Annotated in this window: 17 protein-coding genes; 5 read left to right on the forward strand and 12 right to left on the reverse strand. The window is 68.3% G+C overall.

What is annotated here, in order from left to right; translation table 11 throughout:
• Nucleotides 1-21 precede the first annotated feature (21 nt).
• Nucleotides 22-834 carry a TIGR04325 family methyltransferase gene (locus AC3ANK_RS10105; RefSeq protein WP_206860686.1) on the forward strand — a complete coding sequence of 271 codons (813 nt, stop codon included), beginning with the start codon at nt 22-24 and terminating at the stop codon, nt 832-834.
• 69 nt (nt 835-903) lie between these two features.
• On the opposite strand, the gene AC3ANK_RS10110 is transcribed toward AC3ANK_RS10105, so the two are convergent.
• The 11 genes from AC3ANK_RS10110 to AC3ANK_RS10160 all read right to left on the reverse strand — a co-directional run bounded on the left by AC3ANK_RS10110 (nt 904) and on the right by AC3ANK_RS10160 (nt 13,780).
• Nucleotides 904-1,452 carry a DUF4136 domain-containing protein gene (locus tag AC3ANK_RS10110; RefSeq protein ID WP_206860687.1) on the reverse strand — a complete coding sequence of 183 codons (549 nt, stop codon included), beginning with the start codon at nt 1,450-1,452 and terminating at the stop codon, nt 904-906.
• A gap of 312 nt (nt 1,453-1,764) precedes the next feature.
• Entirely contained in the window at nt 1,765-3,219 is a 1,455-nt protein-coding gene (locus tag AC3ANK_RS10115) for a transporter (protein WP_484171072.1), read from the reverse strand.
• 80 nt (nt 3,220-3,299) lie between these two features.
• Nucleotides 3,300-3,824 carry a hypothetical protein gene (locus AC3ANK_RS10120; protein ID WP_206860688.1) on the reverse strand — a complete coding sequence of 175 codons (525 nt, stop codon included), beginning with the start codon at nt 3,822-3,824 and terminating at the stop codon, nt 3,300-3,302.
• A 14-nt stretch (nt 3,825-3,838) separates the two neighbouring features.
• Nucleotides 3,839-4,540 (reverse strand): C39 family peptidase, encoded by a 702-nt coding sequence (locus AC3ANK_RS10125; protein WP_206860689.1) that lies wholly within the window; start codon nt 4,538-4,540, stop codon nt 3,839-3,841.
• Complete coding sequence (locus AC3ANK_RS10130; protein WP_484171073.1) at nt 4,537-4,941, reverse strand: hypothetical protein; 405 nt, start codon at nt 4,939-4,941, stop codon at nt 4,537-4,539. The genes AC3ANK_RS10125 and AC3ANK_RS10130 overlap by 4 nt, the downstream gene beginning before the upstream one ends.
• A 133-nt stretch (nt 4,942-5,074) precedes the next feature.
• Entirely contained in the window at nt 5,075-6,382 is a 1,308-nt protein-coding gene (locus AC3ANK_RS10135) for a hypothetical protein (RefSeq protein ID WP_484171074.1), read from the reverse strand.
• Between the two features lie 434 nt (nt 6,383-6,816).
• Entirely contained in the window at nt 6,817-8,136 is a 1,320-nt protein-coding gene (locus AC3ANK_RS10140; RefSeq protein ID WP_484172866.1) for a replication-associated recombination protein A, read from the reverse strand.
• Between the two features lie 372 nt (nt 8,137-8,508).
• A complete protein-coding gene (locus AC3ANK_RS10145; RefSeq protein ID WP_484171075.1) occupies nt 8,509-9,204 on the reverse strand; it encodes a hypothetical protein in 696 nt (231 codons plus the stop codon).
• A gap of 99 nt (nt 9,205-9,303) precedes the next feature.
• Entirely contained in the window at nt 9,304-9,930 is a 627-nt protein-coding gene (gene lolA, locus AC3ANK_RS10150) for an outer membrane lipoprotein periplasmic chaperone LolA (protein ID WP_206860693.1), read from the reverse strand.
• A gap of 93 nt (nt 9,931-10,023) precedes the next feature.
• Nucleotides 10,024-12,384 (reverse strand): DNA translocase FtsK, encoded by a 2,361-nt coding sequence (locus tag AC3ANK_RS10155; protein ID WP_484172867.1) that lies wholly within the window; start codon nt 12,382-12,384, stop codon nt 10,024-10,026.
• A gap of 325 nt (nt 12,385-12,709) precedes the next feature.
• Entirely contained in the window at nt 12,710-13,780 is a 1,071-nt protein-coding gene (locus AC3ANK_RS10160) for an alanine dehydrogenase (protein ID WP_206860694.1), read from the reverse strand.
• Nucleotides 13,781-14,065: 285 nt separating this feature from the next.
• Here AC3ANK_RS10160 and trxB point away from each other — a divergent pair, with 285 nt between their 5' ends.
• The 4 genes from trxB to infA all read left to right on the forward strand — a co-directional run bounded on the left by trxB (nt 14,066) and on the right by infA (nt 17,372).
• On the forward strand, nt 14,066-15,019 hold the full coding sequence (gene trxB / locus AC3ANK_RS10165) for a thioredoxin-disulfide reductase (protein WP_484171076.1): 954 nt from the start codon (nt 14,066-14,068) through the stop codon (nt 15,017-15,019).
• 59 nt (nt 15,020-15,078) lie between these two features.
• On the forward strand, nt 15,079-16,245 hold the full coding sequence (locus AC3ANK_RS10170) for a GNAT family N-acetyltransferase (protein WP_484171077.1): 1,167 nt from the start codon (nt 15,079-15,081) through the stop codon (nt 16,243-16,245).
• The gene (gene aat / locus AC3ANK_RS10175; protein WP_484171078.1) at nt 16,242-17,054 is read left to right on the forward strand and encodes a leucyl/phenylalanyl-tRNA--protein transferase; all 813 of its coding nucleotides are present in this window, start codon (nt 16,242-16,244) and stop codon (nt 17,052-17,054) included. Before AC3ANK_RS10170 ends, aat begins: the two co-directional genes overlap by 4 nt.
• 99 nt (nt 17,055-17,153) lie before the next feature.
• The gene (gene infA, locus AC3ANK_RS10180; protein WP_031372296.1) at nt 17,154-17,372 is read left to right on the forward strand and encodes a translation initiation factor IF-1; all 219 of its coding nucleotides are present in this window, start codon (nt 17,154-17,156) and stop codon (nt 17,370-17,372) included.
• A gap of 70 nt (nt 17,373-17,442) precedes the next feature.
• On the opposite strand, the gene clpA is transcribed toward infA, so the two are convergent.
• Nucleotides 17,443-19,725 carry an ATP-dependent Clp protease ATP-binding subunit ClpA gene (gene clpA, locus AC3ANK_RS10185; RefSeq protein WP_206860698.1) on the reverse strand — a complete coding sequence of 761 codons (2,283 nt, stop codon included), beginning with the start codon at nt 19,723-19,725 and terminating at the stop codon, nt 17,443-17,445.
• Nucleotides 19,726-19,849 lie beyond the last annotated feature (124 nt).

Below are 19,849 nucleotides of genomic sequence, written 5' to 3' on the forward strand. Positions count from 1 at the left end.
CCCGTGCGACACGAAACGCTGATGGCCCGACGCAACCTGGTCCGCATCGCCATCGAAAGTGCCGAACTGCCCGGAATACGCCTGATCGCCCGTCCGCTGTACCGACGACTGTTCAACCGCCCCTACCACGGCGGCAACGCGTACTACGGCGCCTACGATTCGCGCGCGCAGGCGCTGGCCGCCGCGCCGTCGCTGCCGACCACGTACGACCAGTCTTCGACCACGGGCATGTACATGGACCGGCATCGCAGCATCCGCGTGAGCGACTATCCGATGGTGCACTGGCTGTCGCGCCTGCTCGCGCAGGGACGGCACCGCATCTTCGACCTGGGCGGCCACATCGGCGTGACGTACTACGGGTTCCGCCGCTATCTGGACTATCCGGGCACGATGGAATGGCGCGTTCACGACGTGCCCTCGGTGATGGACGCCGGCCGCAGCTGGGCGGTCGACAACGATCCGGAAAGGCTGCTGCATTTCGCCGACACGCCGGAGTGCGCGAACGAACACGACGTGCTGATCACCTGCGGCGCCCTGCAATACCTGGACTACACGCTGCCCGAGCTGCTCGGCCGGCTGTCCTCGCCGCCCACGCACGTGCTGGTGAACCTCACGCCCGTGCATCCCAAGCGCGGCTACGTGACGTTGCAGAACATCGGCAAGGCGGTGCTGCCGTATCGCGTGATGTCCAAGCCGCAGTTCATCGCGGAAATGCAGTCGCTGGGGTATGCGCTGGAAGACCAGTGGCAATCGAAGGAACGCCACCTGCGCGTGCCGTTCGAACCGGACTGCACGCTGGATCACTACGCCGGGTTCTATTTCCGGCGGGCCTGAACGGCGCGTTCGAAACAGGAAGGCCGGCGATTGCCGGCCTTCCGCGTTACGCGCTTGCGTCGCGGCGGTTCACTTCGGCGGCGCGCTCCCCGGCGGGAACGCCGCGAACATCTTGTCCACGCCGGCCTGCGCCTTGGCGTTCACGCCTTCCGGCGAATCGGGCACGGTGCCCGACGCGGTACCGCGCCAGATCGCCTGCCGCGTCTTCATGTCGAACATGTCGACGACGAGCGTCCCGACTTCGTAATTGCGCACGGTGGTCGTCGCCGATCCCATGCCCGCCCCGCCCCAGCGCCCCCATCCGTAGCCGCCCCAGGCCGGGCCGCTGTAGAAGGTGTCCAGCGTCTGTTGCTGCTGCGTGGCGACGTGCGCGGCGATGCCGACGTCCGCATCGGTGCCGGTGGTCTGCCGCCAGCCCTGCGCGGCGAGCTTCGCGTCGATGGCCGCGACCACGCGCTGTTCGACCAGCGGCGACCGTCCTTCGGGTTTCTTCAGCCACGTGTAGGTGCGATAGCCGGCGAACTGCGCGGCCGGATCGTAGTCGGTGTGCACCGTCGGCGTACTGGCGCAGCCGGCCAGCGCGACCAGCAGGATCGCGCCGAAAACGAGTGGTTTCATGAGCCTTCTCCGTGTGCGGGTGACGAAGGAAAGAGCCGATGTCGCGGGAACGTGCGGGCGCGCGTCCGCCGGTGCGGATGCGCTCGCCGTGGTGCGGACATAGAACTTGCGGCCGTGAAACAGGCGTGAAGCCGCTCGAAGGATCCCGCGCGATGCACACCGCTCCGTCATCCAGGCGAAGAGCGGTCCAGGTCGACCGCGCATCGTTCTTGCCGATGCACGCGATCCTGGCACGGTGACAGCCTGGATCCCGGCTGCGCCGGGATGACGGATCACTTCGATGGCAAGGCCTGCGCGGCGAAGAAGCGAACGTCAGAACGAAATCGGCACCCGCGCCGTCAACGTCATGTCCGGCGTATCGCGCGTCACGCCGACGCCGAGTGCGACGTTGAGCGACCAGCGATCGCTGAAGCGGTACGTGCCGCCCAGCAGCAGCGTGCCGAGCGTGACGCGCACCGAACCCGGGCTTTCGCGGCCGTTCTGCTTGGTCTTGCCGACCAGGCTGGTGTCGTAGCCCAGGCTGATCGACGCCTTCTCGTTGAGCGCCAGGCCCATGCCGAGATTGAAGCCCCAGATGTCGCCGGCCTGCACGTCGCCGAGGAATTCCTGTTCGCGCCCGAGCACGGTGCGCGAGACGTTGCTGCGTTCGAAGTTGTACAGATAGCTGAAGGTGCCGAAGAACACGACCGGATCGGACGGATACAGCCAGGTCACGCCCGGCTGGATCGCTTCGAAGCCGGTGCCGGTCGGCAGTTCCAGCGGAAGCCCGGTGCCGGTGGCGTTCTGCACGCAGCGCTGCACGCAGTCGGTGGTGACTTCGAACAGGTCCTTGCCGGTGCGGCTCTTGTAGCGCAGCCAGCCGATATAGAACGCCTTGTCCGGGCCGCCGCGATTGAGCTGGTAGCGCGCGGTCGCCTCGATGTCGCCCATGCCGTGGCCGCTGGCGTTGAACACGCGGTCCTGCGCCGAGCCGGTGAAGATCTCGCGGCTGACGGTGTCGCCGTTGAGGTAGACATACGGCACCTTCGCCTCGATCTCGAATCGGCCGCCGATGCCCATGCGCCCGGTGATCGTGCCGACGCCGGAGGTGGTCTTCACCTGGCGCACGTCGATGAGGCCGATCAGGATGGCCGGGATCACCGTGTAACCGACCAGCGCCACGCGATCGTTCGCCGAATAGCCGTATTGCAGCGAGGGTTCGAGGATGAACTGGCCGGCCGGCGTGAGCACGCCGGGCTGGTCGAAGATCTGCGCGACTTCCGGCGGGCGCATCGCCGATTCCGGCGCCTGCCCGACCGGCTTTCGCCCCTGCTGCGGTTGTTGCTGCGCGGGCGCCTGTTGCGCCTGGCGCTGCGCGGGCGGCGCGGGCTGCACGGCGGCGGGCGCCTGCTGCGCGAGCGTCGGCAGCACCGTACCCGGTGCGGCACCGGCGCCGCGTTCGGCGTCCAGGCGTTCCTCGTCGAGCGCGCGTTGCAGGTTCGCCACCGCCTGTTCCTGCTGCGCGAGCGAATCGCGCAGTTCCTCGAGCCGGCGCGTCTGCGCGTTGATCTCGCGCTGCAGATCGTCGAGCGAACGCCCCTCCGCGACGGGCGCTGCCGGCGCGACCTGCGTCGCGGCCGGAGGCGCCCCGCCCACCTGAGGCTGCGCAGCCGGACGGGCCGGCTCCAGTCCCTGCCACTGGTCCTGCGCATGGGCCGTCGCGGCGGCGGCGAGCCACAGGCACGGGGCGAGCATCAGGCGGCGGGGCAACTGCGGCGTCCTTCTCATGCGTCGTCCTTCTGGTGCGGTCGGCCGGCTTCCTTCCGATAGAACGCGGTCCGACACGAAATCAGGGCGCAACCGCGCGGTCAGGGAGCGGTCGCGGTCACCATCGCGTTGTGCAGCGTGGACTGGGTGTTCAGGTCCTGGAACGCCTGCAGCGTGTCGACGCCGACGTTCACCGTGGTCAGCGCGCGGATGTCCTGTCCGTCGAGCGTGTTCTGGATCACCACGCCGCCCGGCAACCCGCCCGGCTGGAACGTGTTGCCTCCGCCGACCTGCACCACCACGCCGTCGTTGAAGCGCTGCAGCTCGCGCGCCTGCGCGGTGGTCATGCGGCCCACGTCGGGAATCTGCACGCGCGTGGTCGCCATCAGTTCGCCGTTGACGAACACCGCGCGCTCGATGCCGAACGACAGCGCCATGCCGCCGTCGGTCATGAAGCCGCCGCGCATGTCGTCCAGGCGCGCGGGGTCGATGGCGACCCATTCCGGCCCCAGCACCTCCGCCGGTGGCGCCGCGAACGCCGGCGCGCACCACGCCAGCATCGCGATGAAAACGTACTTGAGCCGAACCCGTTCGATCCGCCTGTGATGCAGCGAGGGCGATGTCATCGTCCGACCCTCCGTCAGATGTCGCCCGGGCCGCGCCGGGGCGTCACGATGTTGTAGAGGCTGTCGCGGGCGATGCCCGCATCCAGCGGCGCGGGAGGCGCCGTGCGCCAGTCGCGCGCCATGTTGAACTGCGCCCGGTCGCGGCGGTTGTGCACCACGAACAGGATGCGGTTGTCCCACAGTTTCTCGAAACGCGAACGCGGCATCGCGCGCGTGCCGCGTGCGGGGTCGCCCAGCAGCACGCGATCGTTGCGGAAGCCCTTCACCACCACGAAGTGGCGGTAGCCGCGATCGTTGAGCAGCACGATCGCCGGCAGGCCCTCGGCGACGAGCTTGTCGAGCGGCTGTTCGAAGCCGTCGGCCTCGAAGCCCAGCGAACGCAGGTAGCGGCGCATGTCCAGCAGCGAGAACCCGCGCTGGCGGATCTTCGCCTGGTCGCCGGTTTCGTACATGCGCATGAACACTTCGGCCTCGGTGACCGGATGGCCGTACTGGTAGGTCAGCAGCGTCGCGGTCGCGGCCGAGCCGCAGCTGAAGTCGTACTGCTGCCGCACGGTGGTCTTGAAGCGCGCTTCCTTGAGGCTCGTGACGCGCAGCGTGTAGCTGCCGTTCGGTGGCGCGCGCACGTCCACCGTCCCGGCCTGCACGAGGCCGGAAACCAGGATCCACGCCGAAGCCGCGATCCACGCACGGCGCCGGAATGTACGCAGGCTCATGGGCCCGCGTCCGCGAACTTCACGTTCACGATCATCGCGTTCTGGATCAGCACGTTCGCGCCGGTGTTCTGGATGACCGTGGAAATGCCGCTGGCGCTGGCGAACGAACCGCCCGCGACGGAGTTGCTGCCGGTCAGCACGTCGTCGGCGATCGCGTCCTCGACGCGGCCGTTGACGAGGATGTCGTTGTCGACGAGTTGGGCTTCGCCGCCGCGCAGGTCGGCAAGCGCGGACGGATCGACCGCGGCGCCGAACGCGGCGTCGGGTGCGTCCGCCTCGTCGATGACGAGGGGCTGGGTTGCCGTGGGCTCGGGAATTTCCTGCGCCCAGGCCACACCGGCGACGATCCACATCGCCACGCCTGCCAGACCGCCCAATGCGATGGAACGATTGCGTTGCATCGTCATGCTCCTTGCCCTTCGCTTCCTCCCTGCGCCATCGCGGGAGTCCCGCCGGCGCGGACGCCGGCGGGAATGCGATGCGCATCCGGTGACGCAGCGGAGCGGGGGCTCCGATGCGTCGAGGGGAAGGCGCTTACGGGCCTACGGTCAGGTTGGCCTGGACGGTGATGCCCTGCTGGATCAGCGAGGAGAAGCCGCTGTTCTGCGCGGCCACCGTGATGCCCGCTGCGCCGCTGGCGGTGCCGGTCATGGTCGAGGACATATCGAATGTGCCCGCATCGACCATGTTGCTGCCGCCCGCGCCGCCGGTGCCGCCGGTTGCGCCGTTGCCGACGCCGCCGTTGCCTACGCCACCGTTGCCGGTGCCGCCCGCGCCGCCGTCGCCGCCGGTCGCGCCGGCCGCCGCCACCGCGCCGTCACCGGCAGTGGCCGAGCCGTTGCTCGCGCTCGCGTCCGCGCTGCCATTGCTGGCATCGCCGTTGGTGGCCGAACCACCCGCGCCGCCGCCGCCCGCACTGGCGGTCACGGTGCCGCTGGCACCGCCGTCGCCCGCGGTCGCGCCGGACGTGCCGGTGCCCGCGCCTGCGGTCGCGGTGGAGGTCGAGCTGGGCGCGCCGCCCGCACCGCCTGCGCCGCCGGTGCCCGTTCCGCCCGCACCGCCCGCGCCGCCGGTGCCGTCGTTGCCGGCATCGTTGCCGCCGCCACCGCCGCCGCCGTCGTTGCCGCCGGCGCCGCCGCCACCACCACCGTCGCTGCCGCCCGCCAGCGAACCGGACGCGGCCACGCTTGCGCCGCCGGCATCGCCGCTGTCGTTGTCGGTGTCGCCGCCACGGCCGCTGCGGATGTCGTAGACATCGCCGCCGCGTCCGCCGCGTGCCGCGGTCGCATCGCCGATCGTCGCGTCGCCGACGGTCGCGTCGCCGGAGGTCGCGCTGCCGTTCACCGCGGAGCCGCCGGAGCCGCCATCGCCGCCCGAGCCACCGTCGCCGCCATTGCCGCCAGCGCCGCCGTTGCCGTCGCCGCCGTAACCGTCGCCGCCATAGCCATCGCCGCCGGAACCACCGGAACCGCCATTGGCGTTGCCGTTGTTGGTCGCGACGTTGCCGATGCCATAGGTGCGCACGTCATACACGGCGCCTTCGAGCAGGGTCGATGCGACGATCGTGCTGGAGGTCGAGCTGAACGTGCTGGAGTCGGTGTAGGTGTTGGTGGCGGTGCCACCGCTGTGCGCCGCGGCGGAGCCCGCGTCGGCCGTGGCGTCGCCATCGTTGCCGCGGTTGTCGCCGGTGCTGTTGTCGGATGCATCGATCGGGACGTTGACGTTGGCGAGGATGTCGTCGCCCTCGCCGCCGTTGCCGTTGGTTTGTTGTGCCATCGCCTGGCCGCCGAGACCAAGGCCGATGAGCACCGCTGTTGCCATCAAGCTGGTACGAATGCGCATTGTTGTTCTCCTTTACGTGACGTCGGCTGGCGCCCGGGGGAGGCACCGGTAAACGACGCAAGGAACTACACGCATGCCCGGTGCCAACCGTCGTTCAGGCGCGGCAACGCGTTGATCCGGCGGATTAATCGTCCTGAACGGAGCGCGCATCGCGCCTGCGGTGCGCGCGCACCATCGCGAAGCGGCCCCGCTCGTTGCAAAACTGAAATGCGCCTTGCGGCCATTGCCATGCATCGGACCGCGATGTGCGACGCAAGGCATTGATGCGACGGTGCGATGCACGCATCCGGCGGGATTCAGCCGCACGTATCAGCAGCGAAACGCGGGACATTACCGCGACACTTCAGCGGCAACACGCCCTTTTCCGCTCAGGCATTTACATCGGGAAGTTCGAGGGCGACCGGCGTTACGGGGCGGCAACGCCCGGAAAACACTCAGGTTCGTCCGTCGCCTCCGCTCACATCCCCGTCACGGCGTGCGGCGTTGCGCTGCGCGCGCAGGCGGTCGAGCTTCTCCTTGAGCTTGATCTCCAGTCCGCGTTCGACCGGCGCGTAGTACACGCGCTCGCCCATCGCGTCGGGGAAACCGGTCTGGTCGAGCGCGATGCCGCCGTCGACGTCGTGGTCGTACTGGTAGCCCTTCGAATAGCCGAGCTGCTTCATCAGCTTCGTCGGCGCGTTGCGCAGGTGCAGCGGGACGTCCTGCGTTCCATACTGCTGGACGTCGGCGCGCGCGGCGTTGTACGCGGCGTACACCGCGTTCGATTTCGCGGTGGTCGCCAGGTACACCACGACCTGCGCGAGCGCGAGTTCGCCTTCCGGACTGCCGAGGCGTTCGTAGGTATCCCACGCTTCCAGCGCCATCGGCATCGCGCGCGGATCGGCCAGGCCGATGTCCTCCACCGCCATGCGCGTGAGGCGTCGCGCAAGGTACGCGCGATCGCAGCCGCCGTCGAGCATGCGCGCGAACCAGTACAGCGCGGCGTCCGGGTTCGAACTGCGCACGGATTTGTGCAGCGCCGAGATCTGGTCGTAGAACTGTTCGCCGCCCTTGTCGAAGCGGCGCGTGCGATCGGCGAGCACCTGCGCGAGCGTGGCAGCTGTGATCTCGCCACCCTCGCCTTCGGCCAGTTCGGCGGCGATTTCCAGCAGCGTCAGGGCGCGACGCACGTCGCCGTCGGCGGCCTGCGCGATCTCGCCCAGAAGCGCATCGTCGACCTGCAATCCGCGTCCGCCGAGGCCGCGCTCTTCATCGTCCAGCGCCTGCCGCAGCGCGATGCGGATGTCGTCGGCCGACACCGCTTCCATCACGTGCACGCGGCAGCGCGAGAGCAATGCGGAGTTGAGTTCGAACGACGGGTTCTCGGTGGTCGCGCCGACGAACAGGATCGTGCCGCGCTCGATGTGCGGCAGGAAGGCGTCCTGCTGCGCCTTGTTGAAGCGGTGCACCTCGTCGACGAACAGCACGGTGCGGTGACCTTCGGCGAAGCGTTGCGCGGCTTCGGCGAGCACCTGCCGCACTTCGGGCAGGCCGGAAAGCACGGCGGAAATCGCGCGGAAATCCGCGTCGGCATATTTGGCCAGCAGCAACGCGAGCGTGGTCTTGCCGCAGCCCGGCGGGCCCCACAGGATCATCGAATGCACCCGGCCGGACTCGATCGCCCGACGCAACGCCGAACGCGGCGACAGCAGGCGCTTCTGCCCGACCATCTCGTCGAGCGTGCGCGGACGCATGCGCTCGGCGAGCGGCTGCATGCCGCGGTTGTCGACGTGGAGCAGGTCGTCGGTCAGCGAGGATGAGGAAACGGTACGGCGGGCCACGTGCGGTCTCGGGGAGAGATGCGCACACGATAGCAAGGTGGGCGAAACGGGGGCGTTGCCTCGCCTTTGCCCTTCTTCCTTCGGGAGAAGGTGCCCGAAGGGCGATGAGGGCAACGGAGGCAGGCAGGAATGCTGTGCACTGCGTTTTTCCTTCTCCCCTCGGAGAAGGTGCCCGAGGGGCGGATGAGGGGGAACGGAGGGGCACGGCTCGTCCTTGCGGCGCTTCACTGCGCTGCGGGTTTCTGCTGTCTCTACGTGCCCCTCACCCCAACGCCTCTCCCGTCGGAAGAGGGGCTTTACAGTCGCTCACGGAGACGGAGCGAGCGAGGCCGTCTGCGCCGTTTCCGGCCCCAACTGGTAATCCAGCTGCAACCACGCCCCATCGCGCCGGTCGTACAGCGCATGGATGCGCACCTCGCTGCTGCCGTCGAGGCCGAAATCGGCGAGGCCGCGGGCCTCCATGCCGAGGTAATGGCCGGCCATCTCGGTCGTGTCCACGCGATCGAGCTGCATGCGCACCGTCGTGGTGCCCACTTCGTCCTGCAGCAACGCCGCCATGCGATCCTCCAGCTGCCGCAGCGCCACACTGTCGTTCGGGATCAGGCGGCCGTCGCCGCCGACGCCGATCTCCAGTTCCGGCCAACCCGCCTGCCCTAGAAACTCGTCGTACCGGCTCGCGAAACGGAAGCCGATCCAGCCCGTCTCGCCCGCGAAGCGCATGCCGCCTTCGCCACGGATCGCGCGTTGCCGCCCGTCGATCGACTGCTCCTGCAGATCGTCGAACCGGGCCTCGATCGCGCGTCCGCCGAAGCGTTCCGACAATGCGGCCACCACCGTTCCGGCGATCGCCTTCTCCAGCGCCGCGCGGTCCATCGTGCGCGGCATCGGCGACGACACGAGCGCGCCCCCCGTTGGCGGCGGCGTGGGCAGCGGCTCGTTCGAAAGCGCCGGTGGCGTGGCCAGGCACAGGCCGATCAGAAGCAGCGAAGGACGGCAGGTCACGCGACGCTCCGGCGGCCGGCGGATCCGGCCCCTGCGCTTTCCCAAACGAAAAGGCCTGCCGAAGCAGGCCTTTCGATTCGCGATGGCGAGGTGTACGGCTTACTCGCCGCCGATCACGTCCACACCCTTGGGCGGCGTGTAGCGGAACGTGTCCGCCGCGAAGGCCGGGTTGCGCTTCCAGCCGGTGAAGTCGATTTCGGTGCGCTGGCCGAGGTTGTCGACCACCTGCATCTTCGCCAGTCCGCTCTGGCCGAAGCCCAGGCGCGCGCTGCGGAACGCCGCCTGCGATTCGTCCTTCGGCGCGAGCGCGAGCCATTCCAGGCCCTTGTCCATGCCCAGCTCCTTCACCACGAACTGCGCGTCGAGCTTGGCCGGATCGATCAACGCGGCGAGGGGACTGTTCTGCTCTTCCACACCCTGCGGGCGCACCGTGGCCTGCTGCAGGTCCGGATCGAACACCCACACCTTCTTGCCGTCGGCGACGATCAGCTGCGGGTACGGCTTCACGTACTGCCAGCGGAACAGGCGCGGCGCCGACAGTGCCAGCGTGCCGGTCGAGGTTTCCTTCAGCTTGCCCTGCGGGTCGAAGACCTGCTGGCTGAACTCACCGCTGAGCCCCTTCAGGCCCTTGGTGAACGCGTTGAGGTCGTCGCGCGCACCGGCGAAGGCCGTAGTCGAGGCCAACGCGAGCGCCAGGGCGGCGCCGATGAAACGAACTGCACGCATGCGAAAAACTCCGGGGTTTCACGTGTTGCCGGCGAGTGTGCCGGCGGTTGTCTGAACAGGCCTGCACGCCGCGGCATGGTGCCGCGGCACGGTTCATTTCGGCGGCGGCGGCGCCAGCACCGAGCGGTCGCCGTTGTGCTCCGGCGGGGTTACGACGCCGGCGGCTTCCATCGCCTCGATCAGGCGCGCGGCGCGGTTGTAGCCGATCTTCAGGCGACGCTGCACGCCGGAGATCGATGCGCGGCGGGTCTCGGTGACGATGCGCACGGCCTCGTCGTACAGCGGATCGGACTCGTCGCCACCCCCGCCGCCGGTTTCCGGCAGGCCGGTCGCGCCGACCACCACGCCGTCGCCCATGGTCTGCACTTCGTCCAGCACGCCTTCGATGTAATCCGGGCCGCCGCCGACCTGCTTGAGGTGTTCGACGACGCGGTGCACTTCCTCGTCCGACACGAACGCACCGTGCACGCGCTCCGGCATCGCCGTGCCCGGCGGCAGGTAGAGCATGTCGCCGTGGCCGAGCAGCGTTTCCGCGCCGGACTGGTCGAGGATGGTGCGCGAGTCGATCTTGCTCGACACCTGGAACGCGATGCGCGTGGGGATGTTCGCCTTGATCAGGCCGGTGATGACGTCCACCGACGGGCGCTGCGTGGCCAGGATCAGGTGGATGCCGGCCGCGCGCGCCTTCTGCGCCAGGCGCGCGATCAGCTCTTCGACCTTCTTGCCGACGATCATCATCATGTCGGCGAATTCGTCGATGAAGATGACGATGAACGGCAGCGTCTCGAGCGGGCGCGGCGTCTCGCCGAGTTCGGCGTTGGGCTTGAACAGCGGGTCCATCATCGGCTGCCCGGCGTCGATGGCGTCCTTCACCTTCTTGTTGAAGCCGGCGAGGTTTCGCACGCCGACGGCCGACATCAGCTTGTAGCGGCGCTCCATCTCGGCCACGCACCAGCGCAGGCCGTTGGCCGCTTCCTTCATGTCGGTGACGACCGGCGCCAGCAGGTGCGGGATCCCCTGGTAGACCGAGAGCTCCAGCATCTTCGGGTCGATCATCAGCATCCGCAGATCCTTCGCGGAGGCCTTGTACAGCAGCGACAGCACCATCGCGTTGATCGCGACGGACTTGCCCGAACCGGTGGTGCCGGCGACCAGCAGGTGCGGCATGCGCGCCAGGTCGGCGACGGTCGGACGGCCGGCGATGTCCTTGCCCAGCGCCAGCGTGAGCGGGCTGACCGACTTGTCGTATTCCTTCGAACGCAGCAGTTCGGACAGGAAAATCATCTCGCGCGAGGTGTTCGGCGTTTCCAGGCCGATCACCGACTTGCCCGGGATCACGTCGACCACGCGCACCGACTTGACCGACAGGCCGCGCGCGATGTCCTTGTCGAGCGAGGAGATCTGGCTGACCTTCACGCCCGGCGCGGGCTCGATCTCGAACCGCGTGATGACCGGGCCCGGGTACGCGCCGACGACCTGCGCGTCGATGCGGAAGTCCTTGAGCTTGAATTCGATCTGGCGCGAGAGGGTTTCCAGCGTCTGTTCGTCGTAGCCCTTGGGCTGCGGCTTGGGGTCGTCGAGCAGCGCCAGCGGCGGGATGTCCGAGCCGTCGCCGGTGTGGAACAGCGGAATCTGCGTCTCGCGCTTGGCGCGTTCGCTCTTCTCCACGACGGCGGCAGCCGGCGGCGGCGGTTCGATCTTCACCGGCGCACGCTTGGCGCGCAGTTCGGTGTCGACCTTGCGCGCTTCCTCGCGCTCCTCGCGCAGCGCGCGTGTCTGCTGCCACTGCGTGGCCTGCTTCTCGCCCTTGCGGAACAGCGTGGTGGCGGTCGGTCCGAACGCCAGCACCCACTGTCCGATCTTGTCCATCACCGCGAACCATGACAATCCGGTCGCCAGCGTCACCGACACCAGCAACAGCGCGAGCAGGAACAGATTGCCGCCGACCGGGCCGAAGCCGCTGTAGAGCGACTTGCCGACCAGCTGGCCGAGGATGCCGCCCGCGCGGGCGGAGAACGCTTCGGCGTGGCCGACGCGCAGTTCGAGCAGGCCCGTGGCCGCCACGAGAAAGCCGACGATGCCGACCAATCGCAGCGCAGGGCCGAAGTCCGCGTCGCCGTCGCCATCGCTGTCCATGCCGAACAGCGCGATCCATGCGATCGCGCCGAGCATGATCGGAAGCAGGAACGCCACGTAGCCGCACAGGTACAGCAGGACGTCGGCCGTCCACGCGCCGACGCGACCGCCGACGTTGTGCAGCGGCGCGGTCACGCTGCCCGAATGCGACCAGCCCGGATCCTGCGGCGAGAACGTTACCAGGCTCGCCAGCAGGTACAGCAGCAGCGGCGCGATCAGGATCAGCGCGATGTCGCGCACCAGCCGCTGCCGTCGCGGCGACGGCGGCAACTTCTCGGCCTTGAGCTTCTTTCGACTGGCTGCGGACGCTTGCGCCACCGTGATGTACTGCCTCAACAGGAGTTCGTTAGTTATTGAATATACGACAGAAGCGGGCCAGTCAGGCGAACTTTTGCCCCGGGACCGGCATCCCGCCGATGCGCCGGACTTCCGGGTCCGTCATTCCGGCGACGGCCGGGATCCAGGCCGACAGCCTATCCCAGCTCCCCTGCCCGCCAAACCACAACGCACCGCGAGGGTTCAGCGTTACGGGCGTGGATCCAGGCCTTCGCCGGGTGGCGAGTTCCCGCGTTCGACGCAACACCAACAAAAACGGGGAGCGCCAGTCGCCCGGCGCTCCCCGCATGTCGTTGCGAACGCCTGCTTAGACCTTCATGTCCTGCAGCGCCGGGTGGACGATCTTGCCGCCCTCGACGTTGATGCCGCGCACCAGCGCCTGGTTGTTGCGCCAGTCGCTGCCCGAGGCGAGCTTGTTGACCCACGGCAGGATCGCCGCGCAGATCGCCTGCGAGCTGGTCTGCGGCACGGCGCCCGGCATGTTGGTCACGCAGAAGTGGGTGACGCCCTCTTCCACGTAGGTCGGCTCCTTCCACGTGGTCGGACGCGAGGTCTCGAAGCAGCCGCCCTGGTCGATCGAGATGTCGACCAGCACGCTGCCGTCCTGCATGCCCTTGAGCATCTCGCGGGTCATCACGTGCGGCGCGCGCGCGCCGGTCACCAGCACGGCGCCGACGACGAGGTCGGCCGAGGCGACTTCACGCGCCACGACGTCCGCGTACGGGTACAGCGCGGTGACGTTGTTGCCCAGGCGCATCATTTCTTCCATGCGGTCCTGGCGCATTTCGAACACCACCACATTCGAGCCGCCGGCCGCGGCCAGCTGCGCCGACGCGCTGCCGGCCTTGCCCGCGCCGAACACCACGACCTTGCCGCGCTCGGTCGACGGCAGGCCGCCGAGCAGCTTGCCCTTGCCGCCTTCGGGCTGGTGCAGCAGGTGCGTGCCGACCTGCACGGCGATCTTGCCGGCGATGACCGACATCGGCGCCAGCAGCGGCAGGTCGCCGTTGGGCAGCTCGACGGTTTCGAACGCAACGCCGGTCAGGCCGATGTCGAGCAGCTGGCGCGTGAGCTTCGGCTCGGCGGCCAGGTGCAGGTAGCAGAACAGCAGGTGATCCTTCCGCAGGTGCGCCAGGTCGCCGGCGATCGGCTCCTTCACCTTCACGATCAGCTCGCCCTTCTCGTAGAGCGCGGCGGCATCGGGGGCGATCTTCACGCCGAGCTGGGTGTACTGCTCGTCCTTGAAGCCCGACTTGATGCCGGCATCCTTCTCGATCCAGACCTCGTGGCCGCGCTTGACCAGGTCGCCGGCCGCGGCCGGAACGAGCGCGACGCGCCCTTCGAGGGTCTTGGTTTCCTTGGGAACGCCGATCCGCATGTCTCTTACCTTCGATCGTTGAAAGGCCGCGCGTTGTGCGCGGCCGTTGGGGGGATGTGGTGACGAAAAAAACGCCGCATCGGCGGCGCGCGTGCCTATTGTCGTCCGTCGCCCCGGCGGCCTCACGGCGCAGTGCAACATTGCGTCGCGCGACAGAGCCGGTTCAGTGCCTTGTGTTAGGGGGACCGCGCCGCCAAGCTATGACTCCTACGTTCCGTTGCACACGCCTGCGTATGGCGGAACCCACCGCGCGCAGCGCACTTCACACAGCACGCAATTATACCCATGAGCCCATCGAAGCACTCCAAAGTCATCATCCTCGGCTCCGGCCCGGCCGGCTGGACGGCCGCCGTCTACGCCGCGCGCGCCAACCTGAAGCCGCTGGTGATCACCGGCCTGCAGATGGGCGGCCAGCTGATGACGACGACCGAAGTCGACAACTGGCCCGGCGACGCGCACGGCCTGATGGGCCCGGACCTGATGGCGCGCATGCAGTCGCATGCGGAGCGTTTCGATACCGAAGTCGTGTTCGACCACATCCACACGGCGGACCTGTCCTCGCGCCCGTACCGCCTGGTCGGCGACAGCGGCGAGTACACCTGCGACGCGCTGATCATCGCCACCGGCGCGACGGCGAAGTACCTGGGCCTGCCGTCGGAAGAGCTGTTCAAGGGCCGCGGCGTGTCCGCGTGCGCGACCTGCGACGGCTTCTTCTACAAGGAGCAGGACGTGGCGGTGATCGGCGGCGGCAACACCGCGGTCGAGGAAGCGCTGTACCTGTCGAACATCGCGCGCAAGGTCTACCTCGTGCACCGCCGCGACACGCTGCGCGCCGAGAAGATCATGCAGGACAAGCTGTTCGCGAAGATCCAGGCCGGCAAGATCGAACCGGTGTGGCATCACCAGGTCGACGAAGTGCTCGGCAACGACGCGGGCGTGACCGGCGTGCGGGTGAAGTCGGTGCAGGATGGCTCGACGAAGGAAATCCCGATCCACGGCCTGTTCGTCGCCATCGGGCACACGCCGAACACCTCGCTGTTCGAAGGCCAGTTGGAGATGAAGAACGGCTATCTGGTCATCAGGACCGGTCTCGACGGCAACGCGACGCAGACCTCGGTGCCGGGCGTGTTCGCCGCGGGCGACGTCGCCGACCAGGTGTATCGCCAGGCGATCACTTCGGCGGGCTTCGGCTGCATGGCGGCGCTGGATGCCGAGAAGTTCCTGGACAAGGAAGGCTGAAGAAGGGTTTTCGACACGGAGCAGCAGGCGGCCCGTTTCTGCTCCGCGTCCGATGAAAAATGCACGAAGCACGCATCCTCGATTCGCTGGCGAAAGTCCCGGCCTCGCAATGGGATGCGTTGCACGACGGCCGCAATCCGTTCGTCGCGCATGCCTTCCTGCTCGGGCTCGAACAGCACGGCTGCCTGCGCGAACGCTGGGGCTGGCGACCGCAACACCTGACGCTCTGGGACGGCGATGACCTCATCGCCGCCGCACCTGCGTACCTGAAGGACAACTCGCACGGCGAGTTCGTGTTCGACCACGCCTGGGCGCACGCGTATGCGCGCACCGGGCTCGATTACTTTCCCAAGTGGCTCTGCGCCGTGCCCTACTCGCCCGTCACCGGGCCGCGGCTGCTGGCGAACACGCCGGAACGGCGGGGCATGCTCGTGCAGGTGATGGCCGGGCTGGGCGCGGGCAACGAACTGTCGTCGGCGCACGTCAACTTCCACACGCCGGAGGAGGACGCCGATTTCGACGACGACTGGCTGCAGCGCCTGGACGTCCAGTACCACTGGCGCAACGATCGCGGCTGGCGCGGTTTCGACGACTACCTCGCCGCCTTCGACCACAAGCATCGAAAGAACATCCGCCAGGAACGCGCGAAGGTCGCGCGTGCGGGCATCACGTTCCGCGTGGCCGACGGCACGCAGGCGACGGCGGAGGACCTCTCCGCGATGCACGACTTCTACCTGCAGACCTTCGCCGAGTACGGCAACCATCCGGCGATCACCCTGGAGTTCCTGCAGCACCTCGCGCGCGCGATGCCGGAATCGCTGGTGATCATGCTGGCGATGCGCGACGACGCGCCGATCGCCGGCGCGCTGTGCCTGCGTGGCGGCGACACGCTGTACGGCCGCTATTGGGGCGCGATGGAAACCGTGCCCGGCCTGCATTTCGAAACCTGCTACTACCAGGGCATCGAATACTGCCTGCGCGAGGGCCTGACCCGCTTCGAACCCGGCGCGCAGGGCGAACACAAGCTCGCGCGCGGCTTCCTGCCGACCTTCGTGCGCAGCCGGCACTGGATCGCCCACCCGCAGTTCCGCGACGCGCTGCGCGACTGGTGCGCGCAGGAGGCCGAGTCGATCCGTGCCTACGCCCGCACGCTCGCCGCGCATTCGCCGTTCAAGTCGAGCGAAGGCGGAGCCGGCGGTGGCGATGCGTCATCATCGCCGGCGTGAGCACCCTGCCCGCCCTGCTCCCGCCCGAGCCCGACGCGCCGTTCCCGCCGGTCGAGCAGGCGCTGCGCCAACCCGACGGACTGCTCGCCGTGGGCGGCGACCTGAGCCCGACGCGGCTGCTCAACGCCTACCGGCACGGCATCTTCCCCTGGTATTCGCAGGGCCAGCCGATCCTGTGGTGGAGCCCCGACCCGCGCACGGTGTTCGCCACCGACGGCGTGCGGCTGGGCTCGAAGTTCCGCCGCGGCCTGCGGCGTTCGATCTGGGAGGTGCGTGCCGACACGGCCTTCGCGCAGGTGGTCCAGGCCTGCGCCGAGACGCCCCGCCCGGGCCAGCGCGGCACGTGGATCACCCGCGAGATGCGCGCCGCCTACCAGCGCATGCATGAGCTCGGTCACGCGCATTCGTTCGAGGTCTTCGACGGCGCGCGGCTGGTCGGCGGGATCTACGGCGTGGCGATCGGCCGCATGTTCTTCGGCGAGAGCATGTTCAGCGCCGTCTCGGGCGGTTCGAAGGTCGCCCTCGCCGCGCTCGCCCTCCATCTACGCGACTGGGGCTTCCCTTTGATCGACGCGCAGGTCGAGAACGACCACCTGATGAGCCTGGGGGCCCGGAGCTGGCCCCGGCCGCGGTTCAGCGCGGCGGTCGCCGAACTGACTGCCAGGCCCGGTATCGTGGGCGCGTGGTCGGCCCGCGTGGGCGGCTGGCCGGCAGCCCGGCTGGCCGACGCGAACTTTGCGGATGGGAGCCGGGCGGATGGGAGCCGGTCGGACGTGAAGCCGTCCGGAACGGCGATCGACGATCCTTAACCGATTTTTTGCACCGACGCCACCGGCATGGCAAAATGCGGGGCTTCGTTGCCGCTCCGCTTCCGGAACCGGCGCCACGACACACATACCAGGAACCACATGGCAAAAGACGACGTGATCGAATTCGAGGGCACGGTGGCGGAAACCCTTCCGAACACCATGTTCCGGGTGCGCCTCGAAAACGGGCACGAGATCATTGCCCACATCTCCGGCCGCATGCGCAAGAACTACATCCGCATCCTGACCGGCGACAAGGTGAAGGTCGAAATGACCCCGTACGACCTGACCAAGGGTCGCATTACCTACCGCATGAAGTAATCGCGGCAAGTGATTGAATAAAAAAGGCGGCCTTGGCCGCCTTTTTCGTTTCCGCGGACCGGCGCGGAGGTCAGACCGTCGCCGGGAGCAGCTTCTCCGGTTCCGCCTGCGTGGTGACGACCAGCTCGTCGTCCTTCACGTCGATGGTGACCTTGCCGCCGTTGACCAGCTTGCCGAACAGCAGCTCGTCGGCCAGCGGACGCTTGATCTTCTCCTGGATCACGCGCGCCATCGGACGGGCACCCATCAGCGGGTCGAAGCCGTGCTGTGCCAGCCAGTCGCGGGCGGTCGGGGTGGCCGACAGGGCGACGTCCTTCTCGTGGAGCTGGGTCTCCAGCTCGATCAGGAACTTGTCCACCACGCGCAGGATGTGCTCGAAGCCCAGCGGCTGGAACTGCACGACCGCGTCCAGGCGGTTGCGGAATTCGGGACTGAAGCTGCGGCGGATCACTTCCATCGCGTCGGTCGAGTGGTCCTGCTTGGTGAAGCCGATCGAACGGCGCGAGGCCTGCGCGGCACCGGCGTTGGTCGTCATCACCAGGATCACGTTCTTGAAGTTCGCCTCGCGGCCGTTGGTGTCGGTGAGGACGCCCCGGTCCATGACCTGCAACAGGATGTTGAAGATGTCCGGATGGGCCTTCTCGACCTCGTCCAGCAGCAGCACGCAGTGCGGGGTCTTGACGATCTTCTCCGTCAGCAGGCCGCCCTGGTCGAAGCCGACGTAACCCGGAGGCGCGCCGATCAGGCGGCTGACCGAATGCGGCTCCATGTATTCGGACATGTCGAAGCGGACCAGTTCGATGCCCAGCTGCAGCGCGAGCTGCTTGGTCACCTCGGTCTTGCCCACGCCGGTCGGGCCGGCGAAGAGGAAGTTGCCGATCGGCTTGTCCGGATTGCCCAGGCCCGAGCGGGCGAGCTTGATCGCCGAGGTCAGCGTGTCGATCGCCGGATCCTGGCCGAAGATCACCATCTTCAGGTTGCGCTCGAGGTTCTTGAGCACGTCCTTGTCGGAGGCGGACACCTGCTTGGTCGGAATGCGCGCCATCTTCGCGACGATCGTCTCGATCTCCTCGACGTCGATCAGCGACTTGCGCACGTCGTCCGCGAGCAGGCGCTGGCGAGCGCCGGCCTCGTCGATGACGTCGATGGCCTTGTCGGGGAGCAGGCGGTCGCCGATGTGCTTCACCGACAGGTCCACGGCGGCCTGCAGCGCGTCGTCGGCGTAAGTCACGCCGTGGTGCGCCTCGTACTTGGGCTTGAGGCCCTGCAGGATCTCGTAGGCCTCGCCCACCGTCGGCTCGACGATGTCGATCTTCTGGAAGCGACGCGCCAAGGCACGGTCCTTCTCGAAGATGCCGCGGTATTCCTGGAACGTGGTCGAGCCGATGCAGCGCAGTTCGCCCGAGGCGAGCGCCGGCTTGATCAGGTTGGAGGCGTCCATCGTGCCGCCGCTGGCCGAGCCCGCACCGATGATGGTGTGGATCTCGTCGATGAAGAGCACGGCCTCGGGCAGCTTCTTCAGCTGCGTCAGCACGGCCTTCAGGCGCTTCTCGAAGTCGCCGCGGTATTTGGTGCCGGCGACCAGGGCGCCCAGGTCGAGCGCGTAGATCGTCGCGTCGGCCAGCACCTCGGGCACGTCGCCGTCGACGATGCGCTTGGCCAGGCCTTCGGCGATGGCGGTCTTGCCCACGCCGGCCTCGCCGACGTAGAGCGGGTTGTTCTTGCGGCGGCGGCACAGCACCTGGATGGTGCGCTCCACTTCGTCGGCGCGACCGACCAGCGGGTCGATCTTGCCGTCGCGCGCGAGCTGGTTGAGGTTCACCGCGAACTCCGCCAGCGCGTCGCCCTTGCCCTCGCCCTCGCCGCCTTCGCCGGACGGGGATTCGCCGTCCTCCTGCGAACGCGCCGGCTCCTGGCCGCCGTGTTTGGCGATGCCGTGGGAGATGTAGTTGACGACGTCCAGGCGGGCGACGTCCTGCTGGTTGAGGAAGTAGACCGCGTGGCTGTCCTTCTCGCCGAAGATCGCCACCAGCACGTTCGCGCCGGTCACTTCCTTCTTGCCGCTGGACTGCACGTGGTAGACCGCGCGCTGCAGCACGCGCTGGAAACCGAGGGTCGGCTGGGTGTCGCGATCGACGTCCTCGGGCAGCACCGACACCGAGGTGGCGATGGCCTGCTCCAGGTCGGTGCGCAGGCGCTGGAAGTCGACCCCGCACGCCTTGAGCACGCTTTCGGCCGAGGGGTTGTCGAGCAGCGCCAGCAGCAGGTGTTCGACCGTCATGTACTCGTGACGCGCCTCGCGGGCGCGCTTGTAGCACTGGCCGATGCTGTATTCGAGATCCTTGCTGAACATGGTGGCGTAAGCCTCCGGAAAGCTACTGCCGTCCTAGATGGGGACGGGCATGGGGAATTCCATGCTCGCAAGACCTCGGGTGGACCCGGTCCGGGACCGGCGTTCCGCCCTTATCGCTCAGGAC

This window comes from Lysobacter sp. SCRH-1R (genome assembly GCF_057747855.1).

What these genes read in the sequence shown, in the direction of transcription:
- AC3ANK_RS10105 (WP_206860686.1), top strand. Translation starts at nt 22, where the DNA reads ATGGCCCGACGCAACCTGGTCCGCATCGCCATCGAAAGTGCCGAACTG.
- AC3ANK_RS10110 (WP_206860687.1), bottom strand. Translation starts at nt 1,452, where the DNA reads ATGAAACCACTCGTTTTCGGCGCGATCCTGCTGGTCGCGCTGGCCGGC.
- AC3ANK_RS10115 (WP_484171072.1), bottom strand. Translation starts at nt 3,219, where the DNA reads ATGAGAAGGACGCCGCAGTTGCCCCGCCGCCTGATGCTCGCCCCGTGC.
- AC3ANK_RS10120 (WP_206860688.1), bottom strand. Translation starts at nt 3,824, where the DNA reads ATGACATCGCCCTCGCTGCATCACAGGCGGATCGAACGGGTTCGGCTC.
- AC3ANK_RS10125 (WP_206860689.1), bottom strand. Translation starts at nt 4,540, where the DNA reads ATGAGCCTGCGTACATTCCGGCGCCGTGCGTGGATCGCGGCTTCGGCG.
- AC3ANK_RS10130 (WP_484171073.1), bottom strand. Translation starts at nt 4,941, where the DNA reads ATGCAACGCAATCGTTCCATCGCATTGGGCGGTCTGGCAGGCGTGGCG.
- AC3ANK_RS10135 (WP_484171074.1), bottom strand. Translation starts at nt 6,382, where the DNA reads ATGCGCATTCGTACCAGCTTGATGGCAACAGCGGTGCTCATCGGCCTT.
- AC3ANK_RS10140 (WP_484172866.1), bottom strand. Translation starts at nt 8,136, where the DNA reads ATGCAGCCGCTCGCCGAGCGCATGCGTCCGCGCACGCTCGACGAGATG.
- lolA (WP_206860693.1), bottom strand. Translation starts at nt 9,930, where the DNA reads ATGCGTGCAGTTCGTTTCATCGGCGCCGCCCTGGCGCTCGCGTTGGCC.
- AC3ANK_RS10160 (WP_206860694.1), bottom strand. Translation starts at nt 13,780, where the DNA reads ATGCGGATCGGCGTTCCCAAGGAAACCAAGACCCTCGAAGGGCGCGTC.
- trxB (WP_484171076.1), top strand. Translation starts at nt 14,066, where the DNA reads ATGAGCCCATCGAAGCACTCCAAAGTCATCATCCTCGGCTCCGGCCCG.
- AC3ANK_RS10170 (WP_484171077.1), top strand. Translation starts at nt 15,079, where the DNA reads ATGCACGAAGCACGCATCCTCGATTCGCTGGCGAAAGTCCCGGCCTCG.
- infA (WP_031372296.1), top strand. Translation starts at nt 17,154, where the DNA reads ATGGCAAAAGACGACGTGATCGAATTCGAGGGCACGGTGGCGGAAACC.
- clpA (WP_206860698.1), bottom strand. Translation starts at nt 19,725, where the DNA reads ATGTTCAGCAAGGATCTCGAATACAGCATCGGCCAGTGCTACAAGCGC.